Annotated in this window: 14 protein-coding genes and 1 pseudogene; 9 read left to right on the top strand and 6 right to left on the bottom strand. The window is 32.1% G+C overall.

What is annotated here, in order from left to right:
* Positions 1-5: 5 nt before the first annotated feature.
* From B3792_RS07225 to carB, 4 genes are read left to right on the top strand one after another with little or no spacing between them, the layout of a single operon-like run.
* The gene (locus tag B3792_RS07225) at positions 6-365 is read left to right on the top strand and encodes a four helix bundle protein (RefSeq protein WP_219034924.1); all 360 of its coding nucleotides are present in this window, start codon (positions 6-8) and stop codon (positions 363-365) included.
* A gap of 36 nt (positions 366-401) precedes the next feature.
* Positions 402-1,538 carry an aspartate aminotransferase family protein gene (locus tag B3792_RS07230; protein WP_280050113.1) on the top strand — a complete coding sequence of 379 codons (1,137 nt, stop codon included), beginning with the start codon at positions 402-404 and terminating at the stop codon, positions 1,536-1,538.
* Positions 1,531-2,619 carry a glutamine-hydrolyzing carbamoyl-phosphate synthase small subunit gene (gene carA / locus B3792_RS07235; RefSeq protein ID WP_114999100.1) on the top strand — a complete coding sequence of 363 codons (1,089 nt, stop codon included), beginning with the start codon at positions 1,531-1,533 and terminating at the stop codon, positions 2,617-2,619. The genes B3792_RS07230 and carA overlap by 8 nt, the downstream gene beginning before the upstream one ends.
* 11 nt (positions 2,620-2,630) lie before the next feature.
* Positions 2,631-5,861, top strand: coding sequence for a carbamoyl-phosphate synthase (glutamine-hydrolyzing) large subunit (gene carB / locus B3792_RS07240; RefSeq protein WP_291069223.1), 3,231 nt, complete (start codon positions 2,631-2,633; stop codon positions 5,859-5,861).
* Positions 5,862-6,051: 190 nt separating this feature from the next.
* Here the strand turns inward: carB and B3792_RS07245 are convergent, their stop codons facing one another.
* The 5 genes from B3792_RS07245 to B3792_RS07265 all read right to left on the bottom strand — a co-directional run bounded on the left by B3792_RS07245 (position 6,052) and on the right by B3792_RS07265 (position 10,202).
* Positions 6,052-7,086 carry a DUF3667 domain-containing protein gene (locus B3792_RS07245; RefSeq protein ID WP_180905962.1) on the bottom strand — a complete coding sequence of 345 codons (1,035 nt, stop codon included), beginning with the start codon at positions 7,084-7,086 and terminating at the stop codon, positions 6,052-6,054.
* 236 nt (positions 7,087-7,322) lie between these two features.
* Positions 7,323-7,943, bottom strand: a complete 621-nt coding sequence (locus B3792_RS07250; protein ID WP_038336845.1) for a hypothetical protein — start codon at positions 7,941-7,943, stop codon at positions 7,323-7,325.
* A 96-nt stretch (positions 7,944-8,039) separates the two neighbouring features.
* Positions 8,040-8,747: a hypothetical protein gene (locus B3792_RS07255; RefSeq protein WP_125350289.1), complete on the bottom strand. Its 708-nt coding sequence runs from the start codon at positions 8,745-8,747 to the stop codon at positions 8,040-8,042.
* A gap of 60 nt (positions 8,748-8,807) precedes the next feature.
* Complete coding sequence (locus B3792_RS07260) at positions 8,808-9,530, bottom strand: tRNA threonylcarbamoyladenosine dehydratase (RefSeq protein WP_291069226.1); 723 nt, start codon at positions 9,528-9,530, stop codon at positions 8,808-8,810.
* A gap of 15 nt (positions 9,531-9,545) precedes the next feature.
* Positions 9,546-10,202 (bottom strand): TatD family hydrolase, encoded by a 657-nt coding sequence (locus B3792_RS07265; protein WP_291069228.1) that lies wholly within the window; start codon positions 10,200-10,202, stop codon positions 9,546-9,548.
* 73 nt (positions 10,203-10,275) lie between these two features.
* On the opposite strand from B3792_RS07265, the gene mdtD reads away from it, so the two are divergent.
* Positions 10,276-11,679, top strand: a complete 1,404-nt coding sequence (gene mdtD / locus B3792_RS07270) for a multidrug transporter subunit MdtD (RefSeq protein ID WP_219034956.1) — start codon at positions 10,276-10,278, stop codon at positions 11,677-11,679.
* A 62-nt stretch (positions 11,680-11,741) separates the two neighbouring features.
* On the opposite strand, the gene B3792_RS07275 is transcribed toward mdtD, so the two are convergent.
* Positions 11,742-12,782 carry an asparaginase gene (locus B3792_RS07275; RefSeq protein ID WP_180905964.1) on the bottom strand — a complete coding sequence of 347 codons (1,041 nt, stop codon included), beginning with the start codon at positions 12,780-12,782 and terminating at the stop codon, positions 11,742-11,744.
* A gap of 125 nt (positions 12,783-12,907) precedes the next feature.
* On the opposite strand from B3792_RS07275, the gene B3792_RS07280 reads away from it, so the two are divergent.
* The 4 genes and pseudogenes from B3792_RS07280 to B3792_RS07295 all read left to right on the top strand — a co-directional run.
* Positions 12,908-13,744, top strand: coding sequence for a hypothetical protein (locus tag B3792_RS07280; protein ID WP_291069230.1), 837 nt, complete (start codon positions 12,908-12,910; stop codon positions 13,742-13,744).
* 63 nt (positions 13,745-13,807) lie between these two features.
* Positions 13,808-14,263: a peptidoglycan-binding protein LysM gene (gene lysM / locus B3792_RS07285; protein WP_219034954.1), complete on the top strand. Its 456-nt coding sequence runs from the start codon at positions 13,808-13,810 to the stop codon at positions 14,261-14,263.
* A 149-nt stretch (positions 14,264-14,412) separates the two neighbouring features.
* Positions 14,413-15,255 (top strand): OmpA/MotB family protein, encoded by an 843-nt coding sequence (locus B3792_RS07290; protein ID WP_181816279.1) that lies wholly within the window; start codon positions 14,413-14,415, stop codon positions 15,253-15,255.
* Positions 15,256-15,347: 92 nt separating this feature from the next.
* Positions 15,348-15,662 (top strand): annotated as a pseudogene (locus B3792_RS07295) (sodium:proton antiporter); the annotation flags it as partial.
* Positions 15,663-15,737 lie beyond the last annotated feature (75 nt).

Here is a 15,737-nt window from a genome sequence, read left to right on the forward strand (position 1 = left end):
TGAGTATGCAAGATTATAGAAAATTACAAGTTTGGAATCGTTCACATCTCTTGGTTTTAGATTTATATAAAATTGTAAATCAATTTCCAAAAGAAGAACAATTTGGATTAATTTCTCAAATTAAAAGAGCATCATCTTCTATACCAGCAAATATTGCAGAAGGTTGTGGAAGAAACTCAAATAAAGACTTTGCTCAATTTTTAAATATTTCTTTAGGCTCTTTGAATGAAGTCACATATTTTATTTTGCTAGCTAAAGATTTGAATTATATAAATATTGAAGAATATTCAAAATTAACAGATGAGTGTAATGAAATTAAAGCAATGCTAATTGGATTAATAAATAAAATTAGAACAATAGCTTAACTCATTACTCAAAACTCATCACTTAAAACTTATTAAATGAAACTATTTGACGTATATCCATTAATGAATGTAACTCCGGTTAAAGCTAAAGATTGTATTCTTTGGGACGAAAACGGAAAAGAATATTTGGACCTTTATGGAGGTCACGCAGTGATTTCTATCGGTCACTCGCATCCATATTATGTTGAGAAATTAACAGAACAAATTAATAATATCGGGTTTTATTCAAACTCAGTAAATATTCCGATTCAACAAGAATTGGCAGAAAAATTAGGTAAAGCATCAGGTTACGAAGATTATACTTTATTCTTGATTAACTCTGGAGCAGAAGCTAATGAAAATGCAGTAAAACTAGCCTCTTTTCACACAGGAAAAGACCGTGTAATTGCGTTCAAAGATGCGTTTCATGGACGAACTTCAGGAACAGTTGCGCTAACAGATAATCCAAAAATTGTAGCTCCATTTAATTCTCATCACAAAGTATCTTTCGTAGAATATAACATTGATGAAGTGAAAGAAGTAATTGCTGGAGGAGATGTTGCAGCGGTAATTTACGAACCAATTCAAGGAGTTGGAGGAATCATTTTACCTTCTGACGAGTTTGTACAAGAATTAAGAAAAGTTTGTACAGAAAATGGAGTGGTTTTAATTGCAGATGAAATTCAATGTGGTTACGGACGCTCAGGGAAATTCTTTGCACATCAACATTCTGGTATCAAAGCAGATTTGATTACGATGGCAAAAGGAATGGGGAATGGATTTCCAATCGGAGGAGTTTTAATCTCTCCAGAATTTAAAGCTTCTTACGGATTATTAGGAACAACTTTTGGAGGAAATCATTTAGCTTGTGCTGCAGCGGTAGCCGTTTTAGATGTGATTGAGCAAGAAAACTTAATCGAAAATGCAAAAGAAATTGGAGAATATGTTGGAATCCAATTAAATAAATTTCCAAAAATTAAAGAAGTTCGTGGTCGAGGATCAATGATTGGAATCGAGTTTGATTTCCCAATCGGCGAATTAAAAAATAACTTAGTTACAAAACACAATATTTTTGTAGGCTACGCAGGTACAAACGTTATTCGTTTATTACCACCTTTAACAGTAACAAAACAATACATAGATAAATTCATATCAGCTTTAGAAACTGAAATTAACATTATCATCAATGGATAAGACAGTAAAATTAGTATTCCAAGACGGATTAGAAATCGAAGGAAAATCTTTCGGTGCGTATACTTCTGCCGCAGGAGAAGTAGTATTCAACACAGCTTTGGTTGGATATAATGAAAGTTTGACTGACCCTTCTTACAAAGGGCAGATTATGGTGATGACAGCTCCAATGATCGGAAACTATGGTGTTCCAGATGATAAAGCAATGATTAATGAAATTGAAGCTTGGATGGAATCGAACCAAATTCAAGTAACTGGATTGGTTGTTTCTTATTATGCTGATGATTATTCGCATTGGAACGCTATTCAAAAATTAGGAGTTTGGTTAGAAAGTCAAAACATTCCTGGTATTTATGGTGTTGATACACGTATGATTACAAAAAAATTACGTGAGCAAGGTTCTACTTTAGGAAAAATTGTTGCTGATACAGATGTCGCATACTATGATCCAAATGAAGATAATTTAGTAGATCAAGTTTCTTGTAAAGAAGTGATTCGTTACAACGAAGGTGCTGATATTAAAATTGTTTTGATTGATTGTGGAGTGAAAAATAACATCATCCGTTGTTTTGTAAATCGTGATGTTGAGGTAATTCGAGTTCCTTGGGATTATGATTATTCAACATTAGAATATGATGGATTATTTATCTCGAATGGACCTGGTGATCCAGCTTTATGTGTTCCTACAATTAATAATATCAAAGAATCTTTGAAAGGAGATAAACCAATTTTCGGAATTTGTTTAGGAAATCAATTGGTAAGTTTAGCAGCTGGTGCATCTACTTTTAAATTAAAATACGGACACCGTTCGCACAATCAACCTGTACAATTAGTAGGAACAAAAAGATGTTTCATTACATCTCAAAACCACGGTTTCGCAGTAGATGATTCGAAATTACCAGAAGGATTTAAAACATTCTTTACGAACTTAAATGATGGAACATGTGAAGGAATTCGTCACGAATCAAAACCAATTTTTACAGTTCAATTCCACCCAGAAGCAATGGGAGGACCAGTTGATACAGAATATTTATTTGATGAGTTCATCGAAGAAGTAAAAAAATATAAAAACGCTAACGCATAATCAGAATCACGATGTTAAAAAAAGATATTAAAAAAGTATTAGTATTAGGATCAGGAGCATTAAAAATTGGTCAAGCTGGTGAGTTTGATTATTCTGGTTCGCAAGCGTTAAAAGCGTTAAAAGAAGAAGGAATTAAAACAGTTTTAATTAATCCAAATATTGCAACTGTTCAAACTTCTGAAGGAATTGCAGACGAAGTTTACTTCTTACCTGTAACGCCTTACTTTGTGGAAGAAGTCATTAAAAAAGAAAAACCAGACGGAGTTTTAGTTGCCTTTGGAGGACAAACAGCTTTAAACTGTGCGGTTGAATTAAATAAAGAAAATATATTCGAGAAATATGGTGTTGAGGTTTTAGGAACTCAAATTCCAGTAATTGAAGCAACGGAAGATCGTGATATTTTCATCGAAAAATTAGACCAAATTGGTGTTTTAACTGCTCGTTCAGAAGCAGTAGAAACTGTAGAAGACGCAATGGCAGCTGGTAAACGCATCGGTTTCCCATTAATCATTCGTGCGGCGTACGCTTTAGGAGGTTTAGGTTCTGGTTTCGCAAATAACGAAGAAGAATTATTAGATTTAGTTGAAAAAGCATTCAATTATTCTTCTCAAGTTTTAGTGGAAGAGTCATTAAAAGGATGGAAAGAAATTGAGTACGAAGTAGTTCGTGATTCTTACGATAACTGTATCACAGTTTGTAACATGGAGAACTTCGATCCGATTGGAGTTCATACTGGAGAGTCAATCGTTATTGCACCTTCTCAAACTTTATCAAATTCAGAATATCATAAATTACGTGAAGTTGCCATTCGCACAATTCGCCATCTTGGTGTAGTTGGAGAATGTAACATTCAATATGCTTTCGATACTGTTTCAGAAGAATATCGTGTAATCGAAGTTAACGCTCGCTTATCTCGTTCGTCAGCTTTGGCGTCAAAAGCAACAGGTTATCCTTTAGCTTTCGTGGCTGCTAAATTAGCTTTAGGTTATTCTTTAGATGAGTTGAAAAATAGTGTAACGCAAACGACATCTGCGATGTTCGAACCTGCGTTAGATTATTGTGTAGTGAAATTGCCTCGTTGGGATTTAAATAAATTCTACGGTGTTCGTCGTAACATTGGTTCTGCAATGAAATCTGTTGGAGAAGTTATGGCTGTTGGACGTTCTTTCGAAGAAGCAATTCAGAAAGGAGTTCGTATGTTAGACATCGGACACAGAGGTTTCGTAGCAAACGGATTTAAGATTCCAGAAGGTGAATCTTTGGATACGTGGTTAGCTGAGCCAAATGACGAGCGTTTATACGCGATTACTGAAGCTTTCAAAGCGGGATATTCGATTGAAAAAATTCACGATTTAACAAAAATCGATTTATGGTTTTTACAACGTTTAGAAAGAATTTTTAATGTATCAAAAGAATTTGAAGCATTAGAAAGATTTGAACAAGTTGAAGCAGATTTAGTAAAACGTGCAAAATTATTAGGATTCTCGGATCAACAAATTGCAGTTTTAGTAAAAGGAGATCAAAACGTACACAGAAACGAATTAACAGTTCGTGAATTACGTAAAAACTTCGGAATTAAACCTGTTGTAAAACAAATTGATACGTTAGCAGCAGAATTCCCAGCACAAACAAATTATTTATATGTAACCTATCACGGAACTGAAAATGATTTGGAGCCAGAAACTGAGAAAGCAGTTTGTATTTTAGGATCTGGAGTTTATCGTATTGGTTCGTCTGTAGAGTTTGACTGGTGTTCTGTAAATGCAGCGCATACAGCATCAAAAAATGGTTACAAAACAATTATCATCAACTATAATCCAGAAACGGTTTCGACAGATTATGATGAGTCAGATCGTTTATACTTCGAAGAATTGTCTTTTGAACGTGTAATGGATATTTTAGATTTTGAACAACCTAAAGGAACAATTATTTCGACAGGAGGTCAAATTCCGAATAACTTAGCGATGAAATTGTACGATCAATCAATTAATATTTTAGGAACTTCTCCTTTAAGAATTGATGATGCAGAAAATCGTCACAAATTCTCAGAAATATTAGATGAATTAGGAATCGATCAACCACGTTGGAAAGAGCTTTCTTCTTTAGAAGCGATTCACAAATTTGTGGAAGAAGTTAATTTCCCAGTGTTAATTCGTCCTTCTTATGTCTTATCTGGAGCTGCGATGAACGTAGTTTCGAATACACATGAGCTAGATGCTTTCTTGAAATTAGCGAAAGAAGTTTCTCCTGATTATCCAGTTGTAGTTTCAGAATTCGTACAAGGAGCAAAAGAAATTGAGTTGGATGCAGTTTGTCAAAATGGAGAAATTGTAGATTACGCAGTTTCTGAACACGTAGAATTTGCGGGAGTTCACTCAGGAGATGCAACAATGTATTATCCACCACAAAAAGTGTACATCGAAACAATTCGTCAAATGCGCAAAGTTGCAGCGAAAATTGCAAAACGTTTCGAAATTTCTGGACCGATGAACATTCAGTTCTTATCAAAAAATAATACAGTTCGTGTTATCGAAACTAATATTCGTGCTTCTCGTTCGTTTCCATTCGTATCGAAAGTTGCAGGAAATAATTTAATCGAAAAAGCAACAAAAGTTTTATTAGGATTAGAAGTAGAAAAAGGACATTCAGAAATCGTTTACGATTTAGATTATGTAGGAGTGAAAGCTTCTCAGTTCTCATTTACACGTTTAGCAGGAGCTGACCCAGTTTTATCAGTTGACATGTCTTCGACAGGAGAAGTAGGGTGTATCGGTGATACAGCAGAAGAAGCTTTATTAAAATCAATGTTATCTGTTGGATATGAAATTCCTGAGAAAACCATTTTAATTTCTGGGGGACCAATTGCTTCTAAAGTTGCTTTATTAGAGCCTGCGAAACAATTAATCGCAAAAGGTTACAAAATTTATGCAACAGAAGGAACGCACAAATTCTTTACAGAAAATGATGTGTATTCTACGCTTGTTTACTGGCCATCTGATAAAAAAGAGCCAAATGTAATGTCTTATTTACATGACAAGAAAATTGATATGGTGATTAATATTCCGAAAAACTTAACAAAAGCGGAATTAGACAACGATTATCAAATTCGTCGTACAGCTGTAGATTTCAATATTCCGTTGGTAACAAATGCACGTTTAGCTTCGGCTTTCATTAATGCATTTACAAAATTATCGATGGATGATTTAAAAATCAAAACTTGGAACGAATACCGTAATAAATAGAAATTAGAATCTAGATATTAGAAGTTAGAAAGCCTCGCATTTGCGAGGCTTTTTTTATGTTATTTTTTTGAATTTGTCATTCCGACAAAAGAAGGAATCTAAATTTAATGCGAAGCTGAAACGAGTTCAATTTAAGTCATCCTGAACTTGTTTCAGGAACACATCATACGTGATTGCCTAATAATCTTGATTAAACATGAAGAAATGAATACACAATAATTCCAATAACAATTATTGAGAAAATAAACGTATTAATTCCTAAAAGTATAGCACCTTTAATTGTTGTAATGATAAATCCTTGGTTATAGAGTTTTTTCAACGCAAGGAAAAAGTAAACAATAATATATAAAACAATCAATGTATTAATTAAAGCTATTATGGCTGATACAGCATTACTATCAATATAATTTGAAAGTTTATTCAAAAGAAAAATTACCAAAATTGATAAAAGAATTACCGTAAAATAATGCAGTGTAAAAATTCCGTGATCAAAATACCACCATTTCTTTTTGTTGTAAAAAATCCATAAGAAGAAAGCAAACAAAGGCATGTATACAAACAAAACTTTCGGAATGACATGCAAAGATTTCTCAACAATAGCTTCTCCTAATTGTTCATCAGAAACCTTTCTTTTTCTCAACTCTTGGTATTTTTCAATAAAGGGAGATAATATTGGAACGTTATTTTTTACTTTAGATTGCAAGTTTTCAATAGATTCCTCGTTCAAATCTTCTAAAGAGTTTGCATTTTTATTTTTTTCAACTTCAGATTTTATTTTTGCACTTTGCTCGACAGTTGTCAATCCTTTGTTCTGTAAAGTGTCTATTGTAGCATTAAGTGCTTTTTGAATTTTTTCAGTATTTTCTATTGATATAGGTTCATTGGAACTATCATTATATTCAGTTTTATGAGAAGGAAATATAGAAATAAGGAAAAACGTTACAAAACTGACAAAAATGTACATTTTAACAGGATTAACAGAACTATTTCGTTTACCACTCAAATATTCTTTGGTTAAAACTCCAGGTTTCAAAAATAGTTTTTTGATTGTTTGCCAAAAACTTCCATCGTAATGAACAAAATCTTCGATAAAGTGAGTAAATAAAAAGTGAAACGGTTGACGTGTTTCTACATTTTCTTGTCCGCAATGTGTGCAATAATGTTCTTCTACGTAATGTCCACAATTTTGGCAATTATGATCTTCTCTTAGTTTTCCGTGACTCATGTGTTAATTCTTAGTGATGATAAATCTATAAAAAGATTATTTATTTTGAAATAATCACGAAGAAATATTTGATTAAATATAGATTAAGAAAATTAGCTTTTTTGTCTTTCTAAGTCATCCTGAACTTGTTTTAGGATCACATCATTTTATGATAAACTAAAGATAGATTCTCTACTTCGCTTCGTTCTAAATGACAATTGAGTAAATGTCATTCCGATGAAAGGAGGAATCTAAATTTATTTTCTTTTTCTAAAATTGAAAAATATACTAATAGTCAATAAAAATCCTAAAAGACTTAAACCTATCCAATAATATTTATTTCTTTTTTCGGCTGATAATTTATACAATTCAAACTCTTTTTGGATTAAATTCTCTTTACTTGAATTTGGAGGAGGCGGAATATTAAGAGTGTTTTTTTTCAGATATTCTTTACTAAGTTTTTCTAATTCTTCTAATTCAGATTGTTCAACAAATTTTAAATCAGAAGTTCTTGTACAAATATTTGTATAGATGCTAAAATCTGTGATAAATCCATAAATTAAATAGGTTTCATTTAATTCGAAGTTACTTCCGCAACCTCCAAACATTGATGAGGCAGGTGTGTAAATAGTTGTATAATATTTTTGTTTTTTATTTGTAATATCTATATTTTTTTTGAAATTTTTCTCGATTTCAAATGTATAAGCAAAAACAGGATTTGAAGAATAATCATAAAGAGTTGTATCAATTTTAATGACTTTTCCTATTATAATTTCATCAAATTCATCAAATGAATTTTTAACAGATGGAAATTCTCCACAACTACAACCAAACGTAAAAGTTGAGATTAAAAATATGAAAGTAAAAAAGTATTTCATTCAAATCAGTGTTTCCTCTAATTTACAATATTTATCCAAACAAAAAATCCACTTCAACAGAAGTGGATTTTTTTATTTCTTGTAAAAATAGTTAGCTTAAAACTCAGCGAAAAAAGCTTCTACTTTTTCTACGCCGTTTGCATCTAAAGCTTCAACCAATTCTTTTTTGATTTCAGTTAATTCTTTCTTTTTCGCTTTTTTCAAAACTGGTTTTGCAGTTTCCAAAAAGTTTTCGATTTGTTCTAAACCACGAGAACTTAAGAATTTTTCGTCTGTTTTTTTCAATTTAGCATAAACTTGTACCAACATTCTACATTGTTCCAAGGCTAAAACGTATTCTTTTACAGTTTCTAACGTAATCATGTAATGCAACATCAATTGTACTGAAGGCATATTACGTTGATGACCAAATTTCGTGTATTTTTCTAATGCAATTCCAAAAGATTCTTTACTACGTTCGATATTTTTATTTAAAGCTGCAGAAATCACAACGTTAAACCAATCGTCCGAATTATCAGAGTTTTGAGCGATATCGAAAAATGCATTATCCGCATTCTCAAAATCTTGTAAACTATAATATGATAACGCAATTAATTTCTTTGCATCGTACAATTGTTTTGGGTCTTTTGCATCCAATAAACCTTCACAAATTTTGATACACATCTCGAAATTGCTGTTTCCAAATAAATCTCTCGCAGTATTCAACAACGAATTAGTCGCATTCTGTTCCAACGCTTGCTCGTACATAAATTGACGCGCTCTCAAAACATCCTCGTATGTGATATAATCGTAATTGATTTTCATTTTTTTCGTCTCTTTGTTAATTCGCAACTAAATTAATTAAATCTTTAAGAAAGTACTTAATTATTTATCTTTTTTTAATAAATGTCGAATCACCGTTTCTGCCGCATGCAATCCGAATAAACCAGGCATCCACGAATTAGTTCCGTAAAACGATTTTTTATAATTTTTTCCATCCGTTAATTTAACCGAAGATTCATCAGGAACTTCTGTCGAAAAAACAGCTTTTACACCTTTATTAATTCCTTCTTTTTTTAATCGTTTTCTAACATTTTTTGCCAAAGGACAAACATCTGTTTTGCTAATATCACGCACTTGTACTTTGCTTACCAAATATTTTCCTCCAGCGCCCATATTGCTGATTACTTTAATTTTTTTGCGTTTTGCAGCTAAAATCAAATTAATTTTTGGTGTAACAGAATCGATGCAATCTAACACATAATCAAAATCTGGTGTGACGATTTCGTGTGTACGTTCTGGACTCAAAAATTCGTTGATACGCGTTAATTCTAATTCAGGATTAATGTCCATTAAACGATCGCCAACGATGTCTACTTTGTTCATTCCAACAGTTGAGTGTAAAGCAGGTAATTGTCGATTAATATTTGTAATATCAACAGTATCACCATCAACAATTGTCATTTTTCCAACTCCTGCGCGTGCGATAAATTCTGCGGCAAAAGAGCCAACACCACCTAAACCAACAACTAAAATGTTCGAATTTTTTAGGATTTCTAAACCTTCTTCTTTGAATAATAATTCAGCTCTTTCTTGCCAAACTGCCATTGAAATGTATTTTAATTATGATTGAACTTCGTAACCGAAAATTGCTTTCCAATTTTTCGCTTGTTGAAGTTGTAATTCCTCGATTGTAATTTTTCTCAAATCCGCTGCAAAAGTATAAATTTCTTCAATAGAAATTTCGCTTGCATCATTTTCTAAAAAGAATTGATTCGCAGAAAGATTTGCAAATATAATTTGTAAGTTTTTGTTTGATAGAAGATTTTTACCAAAAGATGCAAAACAATTTTGCGCAATAATTTGATTGAGTAACTGTTCATTCTTATTGAAACCATGAAAAATAAACGGAATCGTCAATTTCATTTGTTTTCGAATCTGTAAAATTTCTTGATAAGCACGAACCGAATGTATAATGACTGGAAGTTGATGTTGCATCGCAATTTCTAATTGTTTTTCAAAAACATTGATTTGTAATTCAAAATCTGTTTCGCACAATTTATCCAATCCAATTTCACCAATCGCCAAACAGTTTTTATTCGAAATAGTTTGATTGATAATTTCGATTTCTTCCTCTATTGATGAGGTATTGATGTAAGCTGGATGAATCCCAATCGAAAACAATTTTGCTTCATTATTCAACTCATTTGGAAACTGATTATACAATTCCAAAACATCTGTTTGATGAACTAAATGATGTGTATGCGCGTTGAGAAACATAGTTCAAATTTAATCTTTTTCAATGATTTTCCGAAATGTTAAAATAGGAATAGAATTTGCTGTAGGAATTTCAATGAATTCAGATCATATTTTAAGTCCAAAAATGTTGAAGTTTTTGCCATGGCTTGGTGCGATGGCAATTTTTATGCAAGCTTTGGACGCTACAATTTTAAATACATCTTTACCTACAATTGCAAAAGAATTAGGAAAATCGCCTTTAGAAATTCAGTCGATTATTGTTGCGTATACGTTAACAATCGCTTTGTTAATTCCTTTGAGTGGTTGGCTTTCGGATAAATACGGAACGAAAAAAGTTTTTCAATCTGCTATACTGATTTTTACACTTGGATCCACACTTTGCGCATTTGCCACAACTTTACCTTTTTTAGTCATTTCACGCGTTATACAAGCGATTGGAGGATCGATGATGGTTCCTGTTGTACGTTTAGCAATTTTATATGCTTATCCAAAAAGTGAATTATTAAAAGTAATTAATTTTATCACCATACCAGGGTTAATAGGACCACTTTTAGGACCAACAATTGGAGGTATTTTGGTTGAAACTTTATCATGGCATTGGATTTTCATCGTGAATATTCCATTCGGAATTATTGCACTTTGGATGACAACTTTTGCGATCCCCGATTTTAAACATCCAGTTTTTAAATTTGATATCAGAGGTTTGATTCTTTTTAGTGGAGGAGTTACTGTCTTAACATTGATTATGGAATTGACATCTTCTCGTGTGATTGGCCTGCAAACTGTATTGGCATTGACTGTAGTTTCTGCCTTTTTGATTGGTTTGTATATTTATCATGCAAAACATAAACAACATCCTTTAATCGATTTGAATTTGTTTAACATTAGAACTTTGCGAATTGGTATTATAGGAAATCTTATTACACGATTAGGAATTGGAGGAATACCTTTTCTTATTCCGCTTTTATTGCAAGTTGGTTATGGATATTCGGCTACTGTAGCGGGATTAATTATGATTCCATCTGCAACAAGTAACATTATTGCAAAATCGTTTGTTGTGCCAATTGTGAATAAATTTGGTTATCGAAATATGTTGATTTCCAATACAATAACTTTAGGATTAATCATTTGTATGTTTTTCTTTTTAGAATCGAAATCACCAATTTATTATATCATTCCGTTAATGGTTTTGAATGGATTTTTTAGTTCAATTCAATTTACGGCGATGAATACCTTGTCTTTAGCAGATTTGGACGAAAATACATCCAGCGAAGGGAATAGTTTATTATCGGTTACACAACAATTATCACTAACATTTGGAATTTCTGTAGCTGCATTAATTTTAGGTGTTTTTAGACAAGCAGGATTTGTAAATGGAGTGGAAGTACAAGCTTTTCGTTATTCATTTTTGACGATGGGCGTGATGACAATTTTATCAACTTACATCTTTTTCAAATTAAGAGAATCTGATGGCGCTTCAATGTCGGGGAAGAAATAAAATTTAGAACATAAAAAAATCTCTACCAAGTAGAGATTTTTTTCGTTTTATATTATTTTGATTTAATCATTGTAAAAATGATGGCGAAGTTCACCTTTCAAGTTTGCTTCGTATTGCGTTTTGAATTCTTCTTTCGAAAGGTTTTGACCTAATAAATAAATGGCTTTGGTAATTGCAGCTTCCATTGTCAAATCATAACTCGAAATTGCGCCCATATTTAGTAACGCATCACTTGTAGCATAACGTCCAAGTTCTACCATTCCGCCAGCACATTGCGTGTTGATGATAAGATGAACTCCTTTATTCGTTACTTCTTCCAGCAATTCAATAAACCAACTATCGGTAAAAATATTTCCTGTTCCGAAAGCCTCAATAATAAAAGCTTTCATGTTCGGAGCGTTTAAAACACTTTCGATAAAAGAACGATTCATTCCAGGGAAAATCTTCAAGACACCAACATCAGCATTTAGATTTTTGTTGATCGAAAGTTTATCCGTAACAACATTTTTTAACAATAAATCTTCTTTCACTTCCAGATGAACACCGGAAACTCCAATTACTGGATAATTCGGCGACTCGAAAGCATCAAAGTTTTCTGCATTAATCTTAGTTGTTCTATTCGCACGAAACAATTTATATTCAAAATACACACAAACTTCCTTGATAATTGGTTTGTCATTTTTACGTAACGAAGCCAATTGAATCGAAGTAATTAAGTTTTCTTTCGCATCTGTGCGCAAATCTCCAATTGGTAATTGTGAACCAGTGAAAATGACAGGTTTCTCGAGGTTATCAATCATAAAACTCATTGCAGAAGCTGTATACGCCATTGTATCTGTTCCGTGCAAAACAACAAAACCATCATAGTTTTCGTAGTTTTGTTGAATGGTTTCGGCAATTTCTATCCAATATTTAGGTTTCATATCAGACGAATCTATAGGCGTATCGAAACTATGATAATCGAAAGAACAATCTAGAAGACCTAACTCTGGAATTTGTTTTAACAAATTATCAAAATTGAAAGGTTTCAAGGATTGGTCGCCATAATCTTTCGCCATTCCGATTGTTCCTCCTGTATAGATTAATAAAATTTTTGTTTGCATGCGGTTTGATTAATTTCTGGTTAAAATTAATGATTCTAAAAAATCTGTACAACATCTTTTCTTAAACTCCGATATTTTGTAAATTGGATAAATAATTGTGAACATAAATTTAAACTATCAACTTGATGAAACTATTACTTTTAGCCATTACAACTTTGTTAACATCAGCTTATGTTAATGCACAATCTGATGAAGGATTGTTTGAAGTTGAGTACGAAATGAACGGACAAGAACTGAAATCTTTTGCTTTTTCTACGGATAATTGTGCGCAGAATTTGATTGTGAAATCGTGGGAAAATTGGGTAACGAACAAAGAAGGTTCTTCTGCTTTTTTGAAAAGACATGAAGCGAGTAATATCAAGTTCAAAAATTCGCAAGATGTGTATAAATTTGTGATTAGTTTGGTTGATGAAGAAAATGGAAAAACGACTGTGATTAATACATTAACGGATCAAAATGGAATGACATTTAATAGTAATTCGGCAGAGTTTGATAAAATTTATGCTCAATTGCAAGATTTAGCAACAAAAACGAAGCAAGGTTGTGTACGAAATGAGTTGAGGTTAGCGAACGAAAATATGATTCGATTGACAAAAGAAAACGCTGATGCACAATTGAAAAAAGGAAACTCGATCAAATCATATCTAAAAGATAATAACACCTTATTGAAATTAGAAAGTAAAAAGCAAGCTTTGGGCGATAAGTTAGATTTGGTGGTGAATCAATTGGAAAGAGAATCGAATGATAAAGTAACTGATGGTTTGATGAAGAAAAAGATAAAAACAGAAAATTCTTTGCGATCGATAGAAGATCAAGTAGTAACATTGAGCGGAAAAATACAAATTGCCGAAGAGAACGATAAAGTTTTGGATGCAAAAATTAATCAATTAACAAGTCAAATTCAACAACAACTCTCGATTACCGAAAATTTAAAAAAGAAATATTCATCAATTGCACGATAATTGTTAGAGAAATTATATATTTACTAAATATCAACAAATAAATATTATTAAAATCAACTCGTTATGGGATTATTTTCATTTATCAAAAATGCCGGAGAGAAAGTCTTCGGAGGTGCAGAAACACCAGAAGAAAAAGCAGGTAAAGTACAAGAACAAGTTGCAAAGCAAGGATTTGATTTGTCAGGAGTAACTTTTTCTACTGATGGAGATAAAATTGTAGTAGCTGGACAAGCGTTGGACATCAACGAGAAACAAAAAATTTTAGCAACAGCAGGTAACATTGATGGAGTGGAAGGAGTAGAAGATCAATTAACATTGAAAACACCTTTGAGAATTGAGATTCCAGATTTATCTAAGACAATGTATACTGTAAAAAGTGGAGATTCTTTATCTAAAATTGCAAAAGAAGTTTATGGAGATCCAATGCAGTATCCAAAAATTTTCGAAGCAAACAAACCAATGTTAAAACACGAAGATAAGATTTATCCAGGTCAGGTTTTATATATTCCTCAGGATTAATACAATAGAAATAAAATATTAAGGTTAAAACTCCTACAACCAAATGATTGTAGGAGTTTTATATTTTTACAGCATGGTTTTTGCAGAATATATACTCGCAATAAAAAATAATAACATATATTCGTATAACTGAAATAAAAAAAATAATTATGAAAGTTTCAATTTTGCCAGTAGCGGTTATCGCTGCTTCAACTTTATTTAGTTGTGTTAGTCAGAAAAAGTATGATGAATTACAAAATAAATTCAATTCTGCTTATTCTGAGAACCAAGGATGTCAAACAGAATTGGCTGTAGCGAAAGCTAAATTAGCTAATTTTGAATCTAACCAAGGTCAGTATGAAAACACAGTTCAGAGTGAAAGAAATCAAATTAAACAATTACAAGAACAATTGAAAAATTGTATTAATGGTGGTTCTAAAAACGTTTCTGAATTAGTGAACGAAATCAATCAGTCTAACAAATACATCAAACATTTGATCGATGCGAAAAGCAAATCGGATAGTTTGAATATGGTTTTAACAAACAACTTAACGCGTTCTTTATCTAGCAATGAAGCAAAAGATGTTGATGTTAAAGTATTAAAAGGTGTTGTTTACATCTCGTTAGCTGATAACATGTTGTACAAATCTGGTAGCTACGAAATTTCACCTGCTGCAGGAGAAACTTTAAGTAAAATTGCGAAAATCATCAACGATTATAAAGATTACGATGTATTGATTGAAGGTAACACAGATAATGTGCCAATTTCTAAACCAAACATCCGTAACAACTGGGATTTATCTGCTTTACGTGCATCTTCTGTTGTACAAGCATTACAAAACCAATACGGTGTTGATGGTAAACGTTTAACAGCTGGTGGACGTGGAGAATATAACCCATTAACTACAAATGCTACTGCGGAAGGAAAATCTAAAAACCGTCGTACACAAATTATTATCTTACCTAAGTTAGATCAATTTATGGATTTAATTGGGCAAGCTCCAAAAAACTAATTTTGATAAAAAAATCAAATTAATATAGAAAGAGCCACTTTATAGTGGCTCTTTTTTTGTAACTTTTTCCAAATTTTAATCAATCAATACCAATGGAACTATATTATTCTTTTTCGGTTCTAATTGTTCTTGCTGCATTATTTTCTTATGCAAACCTTCGATTCCTAAAATTACCTGGAACAATTGGAATTATGATTATCGCCATGTTAGTATCTATCGCTATCCGTTTATTGGGAGATAGCTATTTTCCTGATGCTACAAAAGACATGTTTCAACTCTTTAATAGTTTAGACTTCAATGAAATATTGATGGGCGCAATGCTTAATTTTCTGCTTTTTGCAGGCGCAATGCACGTTAATATTCTCGATTTGAAAAACTTGAGATGGACAATTGCTACTTATGCTACTGGATATCCCCCTGAATTTTGCGGTGTAAGTTAAGCTACATTTGTTAAAAATTGTAAATTATTATTAAACTCAAAA

The organism is Empedobacter sp. UBA5924, from assembly GCF_002431085.1.
In the GTDB taxonomy this organism is placed as follows: domain Bacteria; phylum Bacteroidota; class Bacteroidia; order Flavobacteriales; family Weeksellaceae; genus Empedobacter; species Empedobacter falsenii_B.